This is a genomic window from Agromyces excoecariae (assembly GCF_051715505.1).
Lineage (GTDB): Bacteria > Actinomycetota > Actinomycetes > Actinomycetales > Microbacteriaceae > Agromyces.
The window spans coordinates 161,997-174,854 of the sequence record NZ_JBPSLA010000001.1 but is presented as its reverse complement, the minus strand read 5'-3'; the positions used below and the strand labels follow the sequence as shown (position 1 = coordinate 174,854).

Sequence of the window (12,858 nt, the reverse complement as noted above, 5' to 3'; positions counted from 1 at the left end):
GCGGCGGTGGGCCGACGCGGCACCCGCGGCATCCGCTACTCGAGCAGGAGCGCCGGCTCCTCGATGATCGAGGCCACGTCGGCGACGAAACGCGAGACCACGTCGCCGTCGACGACGCGGTGATCGAACGAGCCTCCGATGGTCGTCACGAAGCGCGGTCGCACCTCGCCGTCGACGACCCACGGCTTCTGCTTGATCGTGCCGAGGGCGACGATGCCGACCTCGCCGGGATTGAGGATCGGGGTTCCGGTGTCCATGCCGAAGACGCCGATGTTCGTGATCGTGATCGTTCCACCCTGCATCTCGGCGGGCTGCGTCTTGCCCTCGCGAGCGGTGAGCGTCAACTGCTCGAGCGCCGTGGCGAGCTCGACCATCGACATGTCCTGCGCGTCCTTGACGTTCGGCACGATGAGGCCGCGCGGCGTCGCCGCCGCGATGCCGAGGTTCACGTAGTGCTTCACGATGATCTCGTCGTCGGTCCACTGCGCGTTCACCGTGGGATTGCGTCGCACGGCCCAGAGCATGGCCTTCGCCATGATCAGCAACGGCGAGATCTTGATGCCCGCGTAATCGGGCGACGCCTTGAGTCGCTTCAGGTACTCCATCGTGCGCGTCGCGTCGACATCGACGAACACCGATACATGCGGCGCCGAGTATGCGCTCTGCACCATGGCGGAGGCGATCGCCTTGCGCACGCCCTTGACCGGGATGCGGGTCTCGCGGTCGGAGGGCGCCTCGGGAGTCTGGATGTTGCGGAAGACGCTCGCCTGGCTGGCCTCGCGGATCACGTCGTCGCGCGTGATGTCGCCGATCGGGCCGGTGGGGGCGACGCGCGACAGGTCGACACCGAGGTCCTTCGCGAGCTTCCGGATCGGGGGCTTCGCGATGACGGGAACACGGTCGTCATGACGCTCGGCAGGGCGCGTGGCCTCAGCGGACCCGGGCGTCGCGACCGGCGAGCCGGCCGGTTCGGCCGTCGTGGTGGGTGCAGCCGACGAGGCCGCAGGCGCCGGAGGGGCCGGGGCGGCGAGGTGCTCGTGCGCACCGCCGGGCGCGGGATGCCGGCGGCGACGGCTCTGGCCCGGGCCGCTGCTGCCGTGCCCGACGAGGACGGCGCCGCCGCCGTCGCCCGCCGCGGACGCGGGCGGCGTCGAGGTCGACGCAGCCGGGCCGGCGGGCGTCGCGACGGGAGCGCCGGCCGCGTCGGGCGCGGTGTCGGGAGAGGACATGCCGGACGTGGCATCCGTCTGGATCACCAGGATCGGAGTGCCGACGTCGACGGTCCGGCCCTCTTCGACGAGCAACTCGCTGACCGTGCCCTCGAACGCGCTCGGCAGCTCGACGAGCGACTTCGCGGTCTCGATCTCGACGAAGACCTGGTCGAGCGAGATGCGGTCGCCGGGGGCGACGCGCCACTGCACGATCTCGGCCTCGGTCAGGCCCTCGCCCACGTCGGGAAGCGGGAATCGGATCTCACTCATGTGTCCACCCTCGCAGTCGATCTATGCCGTCACGGTCATATCGGATAGGCGTTCTCGTCAGTACGCCAGTGAGCGGTCGACGGCCTCGAGCACCCGATCGGCGCTCGGCAGGTACTCCGTCTCGAGCGCGGCGGGCGGGAAGGGCGTGTCGAAGCTCGAGACGCGGAGCACCGGTGCCTCGAGCGAGTAGAACGCGCGCTCCGCGACGGTGGCGGCGATCTCGGAGCCGACGCTCACGAAGCCGTACGCCTCCTGGGCGACCACGAGGCGGCCGGTGCGCTGCACCGAGTCGACGATCGGCCCGAAGTCGATGGGGGAGAGGGAGCGGAGGTCGACGACCTCGAGGCTGCGGCCCTCGCCGGCCGCGATGTCGGCGGCCTGCAGCAACGTGGCGACCATCGCGCCGTGCCCGACGACCGTGACGTCGTCGCCTCGACGGACGACCCGGCTCGCGTGCAGCGGCAGGCCCGCATGGTCGTGGTCGACGGGTCCCTTCGGCCAGTACCGGCTCTTCGGCTCGAAGAACAGCACCGGGTCGTTCGATGCGATCGCCTCCTGGATCATCCAGTAGGCGTCGTGCGGCGACGACGGGCTGACCACGCGAAGGCCCGGGGTGTGCGCGAAGTACGCCTCGGGGCTCTCCTGGTGGTGCTCGATGGAGCCGATGTGGCCGCCGTAGGGCACGCGGATGACCACCGGCATCGGCATCCCGCCGTCGTGGCGCAGGTTGATGCGCGCGAGCTGCGTGGTGATCTGGTCGAACGCGGGGAAGATGAAGCCGTCGAACTGGATCTCCAGCACGGGGCGGTACCCGCGCATGGCCATGCCGATCGCAGTGCCCACGATGCCCGACTCCGCGAGCGGGCTGTCGAGCACCCGGCGATCCCCGAACTCGGCGAGCAGGCCCTCCGTCACGCGGAACACGCCGCCGAGCGCGCCGATGTCCTCGCCCATGAGCAGGACCTTCGGGTCGTTGCGCATGGCCTCCGCCAGGCCGGCGTTGATGGCCTTGGCCATCGAGAGCGTGTGCACGCCGCGGAGCTCGCCCGACTCGGGCGACGCGTCGGCAATGGTCTCGACCGTCATGCCTGGTCTCCTTCGAACGAGTTCTCGTACTCCTCGAGCCACGCGGCCTGCGCCTCGATGAGCGGGTGCGGCTCGCTGTAGACGTGGGCGAAGATGTCGCTGCGCGGGGGAGCGGTGAGCTCGAGCGAGCGGGTCCTGACGTCGGCCGCGATGTCGGCCGCCTCCTCGTCGACGCCGTCGAAGAACCCGGCGGACGCTCCGCGGCCCTCGAGCCACGTGCGGAATCGGGTGATCGGGTCGCGCGCGGTCCAGTACGCGACCTCGTCGTCGGTGCGGTACTTCGTCGGGTCGTCGGCGGTCGTGTGCGCGCCCATCCGATACGTCACCGCCTCGATGAACGACGGCCCCTCGCCGGCGCGCGCCTCCTCGAGCGCCTGCCGGGTCACCGCGTAGCTCGCGAGCACATCGTTGCCGTCGACGCGGATGCCCGGCATGCCGAATCCGCCGCCCCGCAGCGCGAGCGGGCTGCGCGACTGGCGCGAGACGGGCACCGAGATCGCCCACTGGTTGTTCTGCACGAAGAAGACCTGCGGCGTGGCGTAGCTCGAGGCGAACACGAGGGCCTCGCTCGCGTCGCCCTGCGAGGTCGAGCCGTCGCCGTAGTACACGAGCACCGCGGCATCCGCCTCGGGGTCGCCGGTCGCGGTCGCGCCGTCGAACTGCAGGCCCATCGCGTAACCGGTCGCGTGCAACGTCTGCGACGCGAGCACGAGCGTGTAGAGGTGGAAGTTGCCGTTCTCCTCGGGGGTCCAGCCGCCGAGGGTAGCGCCGCGGAGGAGCTTCAGGATGGCGACCGGGTCGAGACCGCGGATCATGCCCACGACGTGCTCGCGATACGAGGGGAAGATGTGGTCCTGCGGACGCGCGGCGCGCGCGGAACCGACCTGCGCGGCCTCCTGGCCGTGGCTCGGCACCCAGAGTGCGAGCTGGCCCTGGCGCTGGAGGTTCGCGCCCATCACGTCGACGCGGCGCGAGATCACCATGTCGCGGTAGAACTGCTCGAGCGCGGCATCCGGAAGCGCCTCGACGAGCGGCAGGTAGCCTTCCGCCTCCGGCGTCGGACGCAGGTCGCCCTCGGGCGTCAGGAGCTGGACCGTCGGAGCGGTGAAGTCGCGTGAGGGGGCTGTCACCGTTCCACGGTACCCGCTCGATGTGAGCCCCTTCTTGTGGAGGTCAGACAAGCTCCCCGAGAAGCCTTAGGAGTACCTCCACAGACTCGTGCTCGCCGACGGAGATCCGGATGCCGTCGCCCGGGAACGCCCGCGCCACCACTCCACCAGCGAAGAGCGCCTCGGCGACCTCGACGGTGCGGTCACCGGTCGGCAGCCACACGAAGTTGCCCTGCGCGGCCGGAATCTCCCAGCCCTGGGCGATCAGCGCCTCGCGCAGGGCCTCGCGCCGCTCGGCGAGGGCGTCGACCCGAGCGAGCAATTCGGCCTCGTTCTCGGGCTCCAGTGCGGCCAGCGCGCCGGAGGTGGCGACGGCGGTGACGCCGAGCGGGATCGCCGTCGCGCGCGCGGCGTCGAGGATCGGCACGGGCCCGATCGCGTAGCCGATCCGGACGCCCGCGAGCCCGTACGCCTTCGAGAAGGTGCGGAGCACGACGAGGTTCGGGTAGCGCCCGATGAGCGAGCTGCCGTCGACGGATGCCTCGTCCCGGACGAACTCCGCATACGCCTCGTCGAGCAGCACGAGCCGGTCGGCCGGCACGCCCGCCATGAAGCGCTCGAACTCGTCGGCGGTCACCGCGACCCCGGTGGGGTTGTTGGGGGAGCAGACGATCAGTACGCGGGTGCGGTCGGTCACGGCGGACGCCATGGCATCGAGGTCGTGGCCGTGGTCGGCTCGGTTCGGGACCTGCACGCTCGTGGCGCCGGCGATCGTGACGAGCCCCGGGTAGGCCTCGAACGAGCGCCACGAGTAGACGACCTCGTCTCCGGGTCCTGCCGCGGCGAGGACGAACTGGGCGAGCAGGGAGACGGAACCGGCTCCGACGAGCACCTCGTCGACGGCCACGCCGAAGCGCTCGGCCAGCCGCTCGCGGAGCGCCAGGGCGGTCGCGTCCGGGTACCGGTGGACCCCCGAAGCGGCGGCCGAGATGGCCGCCTCGACGGCCGCGACGGGAGGCCACGGGTTCTCGTTGCTCGACAGCTTGAAGCCGTCGGCCGGGGCCGGCCGGCCCTGGCGATACGGGGGAAGCGCGGCGATCTCCGGGCGCAGGCGCACCTGCGGGGGCGTGGGCTCCGATGCGGTCACGGCATCCACCGTACCCCTTCGCCCGCACGCGTCCCGCTGCCATAGTTGGGGGATGCGCTTCCTCCTGAAGGTCATCGTCGTCGCGTTCGCACTCTGGCTGACGACCCTCATCGTGGCCGGCGTCAGCGTCGTCCCGTACGAGGACACCGACATCGCGACCGTGCTCACCTACCTCCTCGTCGCGGCGATCTTCGGCATCGTCAACGCGACCATCGGCACGTTCGTCCGCATCGTCGGGTTCCCCCTCTACGTGCTGACCCTCGGGCTCATCTCGTTCATCGTGAACGGCCTGCTGCTGCTGCTCGTCGACTGGATCAGCGGCCTGATGGGCTTCGGGCTCGAGGTCGACGGATTCTGGTGGGGCGTCCTCGGTGCGTTGGTGCTCGGCCTGATCAGCTGGCTGATCGGACTGGTGGTCCGGCCCGCCGACTGAACGGCGACGGCGTCGGGCGGATGCCGCTCGGGCGGACCGGTCAACCCGGCACCCGTTCGGTCCGCCAGTACGACACGTCGGCGGGAAGCGATCCACCGGTGAAGTCGGCCACCAGCCCGCGGAACTCCACGAGCCGGGGCTCGTCGTCGCGATCGATCAGGCGTGCGGTTTCGCGGTAGCGCTCGATCGCGTGCGCCGGGACGCTCTCGCCGGGCGAAGGGGCGATCGCACCGAGGCTCCGGCCGACCTCCACGCGACCGGTCGCCGCGACACCGGATCCCCCGGTCGCCGGCACGAGATCCTCGGCGTGGGCGACCGAGAGCACAGGTACGTCACCGGTCGCCGCCTGCGCGACGGGGCCGCCGAGGCTGACCGCGGCGACCACGTCGAGGTCGGGGTCGGGGTCGGCGGCCAGGTTCGCCGCGACCATGCCGCCCGCCGAATGGCCGACCACGATCACGGGGTCGCCCGCCCTGACCCCGGCCTCCGCCATCGACGCGCGGAGCGCACGCTCCGACGCGGCGGCCTCCGAGGGCAGGCCGATGAGGTCGTGCAGCACGGATGCCCCGGCCACCCCGTGCAGGTTGGCCGTCATGTCGTAGGGCTCTCCTGCGGGCGTCGTGCCGAAGTCGGCCGTGCCCGCCGAGTAGACGATCCAGCGCGGTCCGCCGGCGGTGTCGTAGCGCTCGATCCGCACCTGCGGCCCGCCCGCCTCGGACGGTGGGATCCGATCGGCCAGGTCGGCGATCCCCTGGACCGGGCGGGCGTGGTCGCCCCCGCCCGATCCGGCGCCGGCACCTCGGCCCTCCGGTGCGGCCGTCTGGGGCGCAGCCGTGCGGGTCGGCTCCGAGATCGCCGTCTCGCGCAGCCCGTGCGCGCCGGATGCGAGCCCGGCCACGCCCGCGGCCCCGAGCAGCAGGCTCGCGTTCTCGGGCGCGCCGATCTCCGATCCGACCGCGAACAGCCCCTGTGATCGGAAGAGCCCCGCCAGGAACTCATCGGCCTGGTCGGCTGCGGATCGCACGAATCCGACGAAGGCGGGATCGGACAGGATCGGCAGGCCGTGCTCCGAGACCAGCGCGCCGATCGCCCGGACGTAACGGTCCTGGTCGAAGACGAGCGGCAGGATGCTCGCCACTGCGATCGGGCCGAGCGTGATCGACGCCGCCGAGGCGAGCGGCAGCGCCATCCCAGACGCGGCCAGCCCGAGCAGCCCTGCACCCACGCGCCGCCCGGCCTCGGCGAGTCCGGCCACGACGCCCTCGGCCATCACGTAGCGCGTCGCGCTCAGTCCGAGCGCGACGGAGAGATCGGTTGCCGCGCGCCCGGCCGACGCGAAACCGGCCTGTACGGTGTCGAGGTCGATCGCCGCGACCCATGCGCGATCCGCCGGGTCGTTCGTCGCGATCGACTCCGCCTCGACCCGCAATGCGGTCGCACGACCGGCCCATCCCTCGATCAGGTGCGCGACCGCAGCCAGGCGGACGGCCTCCGCGATCAGCGCCCCCGTCTCGACCGAGTGCGGTCCGCGGACGCGTACCTCGAGGCCGGTCACCAGCGGCCGCCGGCACCGGACACCGGTCGCTCAGGTGTCGCGATGGAGAGCGCGGCCGCCTGCAGCTCGAGCGCCCGCTCGCGTTCGGCGACGAGCCCGTGCTCGGCCTCGAACAGCGCCCGTCCGGCGCCGGCGAGTGCGAGCCGGAGTTCACGGGCACGGTCGGCGTAGAGATCGGCGGCGTCGTCGTGCCATCCGTCGAGACGTTCGAGCACGAGACCCGGGGCGACCTGCTCGACCTCGACCCGAAGCCGTCGGAGGGCGAGGAGCGCCTGCTCGATCGTGCCGAGCCGGAGCTCGGCAGAGGCGGGGGAGAGGGACGTCGGCGGGATCACCCCACGAGGCTCCGCCGTCCGACGGCTCCGAGGCGTCCGCCACCGCGATCGCGTGGGCGGATCGTCCTGGTTCGGCGCGGGGGAGGAGGGAACCGCGCGACCGCATTCCGTCCCGCGACCTCGGACCATCGCGAATCCGGCGCCGCACCCACCGCGGGTGACCGACCGGGAGCCTCCGTCAGTCGAGCCGCACCTGTTCGAGCGCGAATGACGCCACTCGCCCGAAGGTCCCGCACGGACCCAGGTGCTCGACGACTGCGGATGCGATCACGAGCGCCCAGCCGCGAGCCCGGTCCCACGTCCCCTCGTCGACCCCGCGGCGGGCCTCGAGCTCGGCGCGGAAGACGCGGCGGGCTCGGGCGTCGAACGTCAGCCACGCCGTCGCGAGGTCCGTGGCCGGGTCGCCGGCGGTGACGTCGCCGAAGTCGACCACCGCCGCGAGCGAACCGGACGGCGCGAGCAGGAGGTTGTGCGGGTGCAGGTCGCCGTGCAGCCAGACCGGCGGGCCCGTCCATGCGGGTGCCGCGAGCGCGCGCTCCCACACCGGCAGCAGCAGCTCGGCGTCGGGGATCCGTCCGCTCGCGAGACGGATGCGCACGGTGTCGTCGCGACGCTGGAGCGGCACCCCGCGCCAGGCGCTGCGTGGGGCATCCGCCGGTGCCGGCGTCGCGCCGAGCTCGGCGACGAACGCCGCCAGACCGTGCACGGCGACCCCGCGCGCCTCGGCGTCGAACGCGAGACCGCTCGCGCCGCGGAACCACGGCACGATGCTCCAGGGCACGTCGTACCCGAGCTCGGGCGCCGGCCGGCCGATGCGCACGGGTGCGGGCACGGCGACGGGCAGGTGCGGGGCGAGCCGGGGAAGCCAGCGCTGCTCGTTCCACATGAGTCCGACCGCATCGCGGCGCCGCGGCATCCGTATCGCCAGTTCCTCGCCGAGGCGGAACATCACGTTGTCCCAGCCGTTCGCCGCCAGGCGGATCCGGCCCGCGAGGTCGGGGTGCTGCTCGGCCAGGAGCCGCTCGGCGAGGGTCTCGTCCACGTGGAAGTCGGGCGGCGGAGCATCCATCGGCGCCGCCTCCCCTCGTCGGTGATCGCGGCGTCGATACCCGCACCCGATCCCGCTCTGTTCGGAACGCCCCGATTCGGTCCAGAATAGGGTTCCATGACGCCTGCGGAGCCCGCCGGGGATTCCGCGCAGCGATTCCGAGTCTCCTTCGTGTGCACTGGCAACATCTGCCGGTCTCCGATGGCGGAGGTCGTGCTGCGCGCCCTCGCCGAACGTGCGGGGATCGCCGACCGCCTCGACATCGTGTCCGCGGCGACCGGAGACTGGCACGTGGGCGAGCAGGCCGACCATCGCACGCTCGAAGCACTCGAGCGTGCCGGATACGACGGCAGCCGCCATCGGGCGCGCCAGTTCGACCCCGAGGACTTCCCGGTCCTCGACCTGGTGGTCGCGTTCGACCGCGGCCAGTCGCGCGTGCTGCGGAACTGGGCGCGCACCCCGGTCGACGCGCACAAGGTGCGACTGCTGCTCGAGTTCGACCCGGAGCTGGCTCCGTTGCAGGACGTGCCCGACCCGTACTACAGCGACGATGCGACCTTCGACCGGGTTCTTGGGATGATAGAGCGGTCGACTCAGGCGCTCTTCCGGCAACTCGCGCCGGCTCTCAGACAAGGAAACCGATGACTTCGCTGCCTCCCCAGCCGCTCAGCCCGCTCGACGGGCGCTACCGCGCCGCCGTCGGCGAACTCGGCGAGCACCTGTCCGAGGCGGGGCTGAACCGGGCGCGCGTGCACGTCGAGATCGAGTGGCTCATCGCGCAGACCGACCGCGGCTTCTTCGGCACGACCCCGCTGACGGATGACGCGAAGCAGGCGCTGCGCGCGGTCGTCACCGACTTCGGCCAGGCCGACATCGACGAGCTCGCCCGATTCGAGGCGACCACGCGTCACGACGTGAAGGCCGTCGAGTACTTCGTCCGCGGCAAGCTCGACGAGCTCGGGCTCTCGAACCTCGCCGAGCTGACGCACTTCGCGTGCACGAGCGAGGACATCAACAACCTCTCGTATGCGCTGACCGTGCGCGACGCCGTCGCACAGGTGTGGCTGCCGAAGTACCGGGCCGTCATCGCCAAGCTGATCGGCCTCGCCGAGGAGCACCGCGACGCCGCGATGCTCTCGCGCACGCACGGACAGCCCGCGACCCCCACCACGATGGGCAAGGAGCTCGCGGTCGTGGCGTACCGCCTCGAGCGGATCCTGCGCCAGGTCGAGGCGACCGAGTACCTCGGCAAGTTCTCCGGTGCGACCGGCACGTTCTCGGCGCACGTCGTCGCGGCACCCGGCGTCGACTGGCCCACCGTGTCGCGCGAGTTCGTCGAGTCGCTCGGGCTCACGTGGAACCCGCTCACGACCCAGATCGAGTCGCACGACTGGCAGGCCGAGCTCTACGGACGCATCTCGCACGCGAACCGCGTGCTGCACAACCTCGCGACCGACGTCTGGACCTACATCTCGCTCGGCTATTTCCGCCAGATCCCCGCGGCGGGAGCGACGGGCTCGTCGACCATGCCGCACAAGGTGAACCCGATCCGCTTCGAGAACGCCGAGGCGAACCTCGAGCTCTCGAGCGCGATCCTCGACTCGCTCGCCGCGACGCTCGTGACGAGCCGCCTGCAGCGCGACCTCACCGACTCGAGCGCGCAGCGCAACATCGGCGTCGGCGTCGGCCACTCGCTGCTCGCGCTGGACAACATCCTCCGCGGCCTCGGCGAGATCGACCTCGACCGCGCCCTCCTGCTGGCCGACCTCGACGGCAACTGGGAGGTGCTGGGCGAGGCGATCCAGACCGTCATCCGCGCCGAGGTGGCGGCCGGCGACTCGTCGATCGCCGACCCGTACGCTCTGCTCAAGGAGCTGACGCGCGGCAAGCGCGTCGGCGCGGCCGAGCTCGCCGAGTTCGTCGGCGGCCTCGACATCTCCGACGAGGCGAAGCAGCGCCTGCTCGCGTTGACGCCCGCGACCTACACGGGAATCGCCGACGAGTTGGTGGACCGCCTGCAGGGCTAGGAGCGCCCGCGCCCGCGCTCCGGCCGCTCACGCCCGCTTGACGTTCACGAACGATTTCTGGGGTGGAGCGCCGTTTCAAACGGCACTCCACCCCGGAAATCGCACTCGAACCGTGCACGGGCGCCGCGCGTGGGCGGGCGAGCGCGGCGGCTGCGGGCGAGCGCTCAGTGCGCCGAGTCGCGGCCCTCGCGCCGCTCGGGGTCGCCGCCCGTGCCGTCGCCGTGCTCGCCGGCGTTCGGCTTCACGGCCATCGACAGCAGCGCGAGCACCATCAGCACGATGATGAACACCCCGCCGAGCGTGATGAGCGTGATGGTCCAGTCGCGCGTGCCGAACAGCACGATCACGGCGGTGAAGACGGCGGCGATGGCGGCACCGCCCACGTACTCGACGGGCCGGAGCACGTCGCGTCGGCTCGGCCGGTAGCCGCCGTCGGGGGAGTTGGTCACGATCGCTCCGATCCGGATGCCGCGTCGCCGGAGCCCGTTCGCTCGGCCGCGGCCCACTTCAACGACAACCCGCCGATCACGAGCAGCACGCCCGCCACGACGAGGTAGGCGCCGAAGAGGCCGACCGCGGTGACGGGATCGAGCGGGAGGAGGACGAATGCGAGGGCCAGCACGGCGGTGAGTCCGCCGACGGCCAGCCAGTCGCGCGCTGCGGCCACGCGGCCGCGGGCGCGGATGCCCGCGAAGAGCTCGAGGATGCCGGTGACGGCCGCCCAGACCGCCACCGTGTAGGTGAACGTCGCGACACCGGCAGAGCCGGTTCCGGCCAGCGGGAGCGCGATCAGGCCGGCGGCGGCGGTGATGACCCCGTTCGCGACGAAGGTCCAGCGAGCCGTGCGGTCCACGACGAGTCGCGCGGAGAGCGCACCGACGACGACGCCCGACGCGAGCGCCCACCAGCCGAACACCGTGAGGCCGAGGGCCGCCGAGTGGTCCTGCGAGAACGTGATCACCACGGACGGCACGAGGGCGAGCGCTCCACGGGTGACCGGGAGCAGCCAGGCGCCTGCGCGCTCGGGCGCGGCATCGCGGGCATCGGCCACGGCGACCTCTTTCGACTGGGGAACCGTTCAATCCTACGCGGGCGCTCATCGAGAGGATGCTGGGCGCCGAGCGCGATCACGCAGGACGACGACGGATGCCGCGGCGCGCGCCGCGGCATCCGTCACCGTCTCAGCCGGTCACCGACCGGTCCGAGGCCTCAGAGCGACTTCAGGATGTCCTCCACGCGCTCCTTGGCGTCGCCGAAGAGCATCTGCGCGTTGTCGCGGAAGAACAACGGGTTCTGCACGCCGGCGTAGCCGGACGCCATCGACCGCTTGAACACGATCACGTTGTCGGCCTCCCAGACCCGCAGCACCGGCATGCCGGCGATCGGGCTGCCCGGGTCCTCCGCCGCGGCCGGGTTCACGGTGTCGTTCGCGCCGATGACGAGCACGACGGACGTCTCGGCGAGGTCGTCGTTGATCTCGTCCATCTCCTCGACGATGTCGTAGGGCACCTTCGCCTCGGCGAGCAGCACGTTCATGTGGCCGGGCAGGCGGCCCGCGACGGGGTGGATGCCGAAGCGCACGTCGATGCCGCGCTCGCGCAGCTTCGCCGTCAGCTCGGCGACGGGGTACTGCGCCTGGGCGACCGCCATCCCGTACCCGGGCGTGATGACCACGCTCGAGGCGTTCTTCAGCATCTCGGCGGCATCCTCGGCCACGATCTCGCGGTGCTCGCCGAGGTCGTCGTCGGACTTCGACGGTGCCTCGATGCCGAACCCGCCCGCGATGACCGAGATGAAGGAGCGGTTCATCGCACGGCACATGATGTACGACAGGTACGCACCTGAAGAGCCGACGAGCGCGCCGGTGACGATGAGCAGGTCGTTGTTCAGCAGGAAGCCCGCGGCCGCGGCCGCCCAGCCCGAGTAGCTGTTGAGCATCGACACGACGACGGGCATGTCGCCGCCGCCGATGGAGGCCACGAGATGCCAGCCGAGCGCGAGGGCGAGCGCGGTCACGACGACGAGGAGCCACAGCTCCGGCGTGATCACGTACCAGACGGTCAGCACCACGAACGCGACCAGGGCGCCGAGGTTCATCACGTTCTTGCCGGGCAGCACGAGGGGCGCCGACTTCATGCGCGCCGAGAGCTTCAGGAACGCCACGATCGATCCGGTGAAGGTCACCGCGCCGATGAAGACGCCGATGAACACCTCGGCGTGGTGGATGTCGAGCAGCGCACCCTCGAGGTGCGGCTCGGCGAGCGCGCCGTTCCAGCCGACGAGCACGGCCGCGAGGCCGACGAAGCTGTGCAGGAGGGCGATGAGCTGCGGCATTCCGGTCATCTCGACGACCCGGGCCCGCCACAGGCCGATCGCGGCGCCGATGAGCACGGCGACGGCGAGGAGGACGAGGCCGACGGTGGCGGCGGGGTCTCCCCAGGCACCCTGCACGGTGACCCAGATGGTCGCGGCCAGCGCGATCGCCATACCGCCGATGCCGTAGCCGACACCGGCTCGTGCGGTTTCGTGCTTGCTCAGGCCGGCGAGGCTCAGGATGAACAGCAGGGCCGCGACGAGGTATGCGGCGCCCGCCACGGAGGCGGGGGTGATCAGGGTCTCAGGCACGCTGGGGGCTCC

Annotated in this window: 13 protein-coding genes; 3 read left to right on the top strand and 10 right to left on the bottom strand. The window is 71.7% G+C overall.

The genetic code is table 11. From position 1 onward, the window contains the following. Positions 1 to 35: 35 nt before the first annotated feature. The 4 genes from ACSJD1_RS00800 to ACSJD1_RS00785 form a co-directional block, all read right to left on the bottom strand. Positions 36 to 1,481, bottom strand: coding sequence for a dihydrolipoamide acetyltransferase family protein (locus ACSJD1_RS00800; protein ID WP_438853417.1), 1,446 nt, complete (start codon positions 1,479 to 1,481; stop codon positions 36 to 38). 57 nt (positions 1,482 to 1,538) lie between these two features. Further along, on the bottom strand, positions 1,539 to 2,498 hold the full coding sequence (locus ACSJD1_RS00795; protein ID WP_438854098.1) for an alpha-ketoacid dehydrogenase subunit beta: 960 nt from the start codon (positions 2,496 to 2,498) through the stop codon (positions 1,539 to 1,541). Between the two features lie 65 nt (positions 2,499 to 2,563). Continuing rightward, positions 2,564 to 3,697 (bottom strand): thiamine pyrophosphate-dependent dehydrogenase E1 component subunit alpha, encoded by a 1,134-nt coding sequence (locus ACSJD1_RS00790; RefSeq protein ID WP_438853416.1) that lies wholly within the window; start codon positions 3,695 to 3,697, stop codon positions 2,564 to 2,566. A 43-nt stretch (positions 3,698 to 3,740) separates the two neighbouring features. Then, positions 3,741 to 4,823 carry a histidinol-phosphate transaminase gene (locus ACSJD1_RS00785; RefSeq protein WP_438853415.1) on the bottom strand — a complete coding sequence of 361 codons (1,083 nt, stop codon included), beginning with the start codon at positions 4,821 to 4,823 and terminating at the stop codon, positions 3,741 to 3,743. A 52-nt stretch (positions 4,824 to 4,875) separates the two neighbouring features. On the opposite strand from ACSJD1_RS00785, the gene ACSJD1_RS00780 reads away from it, so the two are divergent. Further along, entirely contained in the window at positions 4,876 to 5,256 is a 381-nt protein-coding gene (locus ACSJD1_RS00780; protein WP_155052994.1) for a phage holin family protein, read from the top strand. A gap of 40 nt (positions 5,257 to 5,296) precedes the next feature. On the opposite strand, the gene ACSJD1_RS00775 is transcribed toward ACSJD1_RS00780, so the two are convergent. The 3 genes from ACSJD1_RS00775 to ACSJD1_RS00765 form a co-directional block, all read right to left on the bottom strand. Next, a complete protein-coding gene (locus ACSJD1_RS00775; RefSeq protein ID WP_438853414.1) occupies positions 5,297 to 6,811 on the bottom strand; it encodes an alpha/beta fold hydrolase in 1,515 nt (504 codons plus the stop codon). Further along, positions 6,808 to 7,146 carry a hypothetical protein gene (locus ACSJD1_RS00770; protein ID WP_438853413.1) on the bottom strand — a complete coding sequence of 113 codons (339 nt, stop codon included), beginning with the start codon at positions 7,144 to 7,146 and terminating at the stop codon, positions 6,808 to 6,810. Before ACSJD1_RS00770 ends, ACSJD1_RS00775 begins: the two co-directional genes overlap by 4 nt. A 178-nt stretch (positions 7,147 to 7,324) precedes the next feature. Next, entirely contained in the window at positions 7,325 to 8,215 is an 891-nt protein-coding gene (locus tag ACSJD1_RS00765) for an aminoglycoside phosphotransferase family protein (protein WP_438853412.1), read from the bottom strand. 96 nt (positions 8,216 to 8,311) lie between these two features. Between ACSJD1_RS00765 and ACSJD1_RS00760 the strand changes: the two genes are divergently transcribed. Both ACSJD1_RS00760 and purB read left to right on the top strand, forming a co-directional pair. Further along, positions 8,312 to 8,839, top strand: a complete 528-nt coding sequence (locus tag ACSJD1_RS00760; protein ID WP_438853411.1) for a low molecular weight protein-tyrosine-phosphatase — start codon at positions 8,312 to 8,314, stop codon at positions 8,837 to 8,839. Next, a complete protein-coding gene (gene purB / locus ACSJD1_RS00755; protein ID WP_438853410.1) occupies positions 8,836 to 10,221 on the top strand; it encodes an adenylosuccinate lyase in 1,386 nt (461 codons plus the stop codon). The genes ACSJD1_RS00760 and purB overlap by 4 nt, the downstream gene beginning before the upstream one ends. Positions 10,222 to 10,385: 164 nt before the next feature. On the opposite strand, the gene ACSJD1_RS00750 is transcribed toward purB, so the two are convergent. The 3 genes from ACSJD1_RS00750 to pntB all read right to left on the bottom strand — a co-directional run bounded on the left by ACSJD1_RS00750 (position 10,386) and on the right by pntB (position 12,846). Then, on the bottom strand, positions 10,386 to 10,670 hold the full coding sequence (locus ACSJD1_RS00750) for a hypothetical protein (RefSeq protein ID WP_438853409.1): 285 nt from the start codon (positions 10,668 to 10,670) through the stop codon (positions 10,386 to 10,388). Beyond that, entirely contained in the window at positions 10,667 to 11,272 is a 606-nt protein-coding gene (locus ACSJD1_RS00745; protein WP_438853408.1) for a DUF308 domain-containing protein, read from the bottom strand. The genes ACSJD1_RS00750 and ACSJD1_RS00745 overlap by 4 nt, the downstream gene beginning before the upstream one ends. A 158-nt stretch (positions 11,273 to 11,430) precedes the next feature. Further along, a complete protein-coding gene (pntB, locus tag ACSJD1_RS00740) occupies positions 11,431 to 12,846 on the bottom strand; it encodes a Re/Si-specific NAD(P)(+) transhydrogenase subunit beta (RefSeq protein WP_438853407.1) in 1,416 nt (471 codons plus the stop codon). Positions 12,847 to 12,858: the final 12 nt, after the last annotated feature.

Excerpts from the sequence above, each read along its gene's own strand:
- ACSJD1_RS00765 (WP_438853412.1), bottom strand. The coding sequence starts at position 8,215 with ATGGATGCTCCGCCGCCCGACTTCCACGTGGACGAGACCCTCGCCGAG.
- ACSJD1_RS00760 (WP_438853411.1), top strand. The coding sequence starts at position 8,312 with ATGACGCCTGCGGAGCCCGCCGGGGATTCCGCGCAGCGATTCCGAGTC.
- ACSJD1_RS00800 (WP_438853417.1), bottom strand. The coding sequence starts at position 1,481 with ATGAGTGAGATCCGATTCCCGCTTCCCGACGTGGGCGAGGGCCTGACC.
- purB (WP_438853410.1), top strand. The coding sequence starts at position 8,836 with ATGACTTCGCTGCCTCCCCAGCCGCTCAGCCCGCTCGACGGGCGCTAC.
- ACSJD1_RS00780 (WP_155052994.1), top strand. The coding sequence starts at position 4,876 with ATGCGCTTCCTCCTGAAGGTCATCGTCGTCGCGTTCGCACTCTGGCTG.
- ACSJD1_RS00795 (WP_438854098.1), bottom strand. The coding sequence starts at position 2,498 with ATGGCCAAGGCCATCAACGCCGGCCTGGCGGAGGCCATGCGCAACGAC.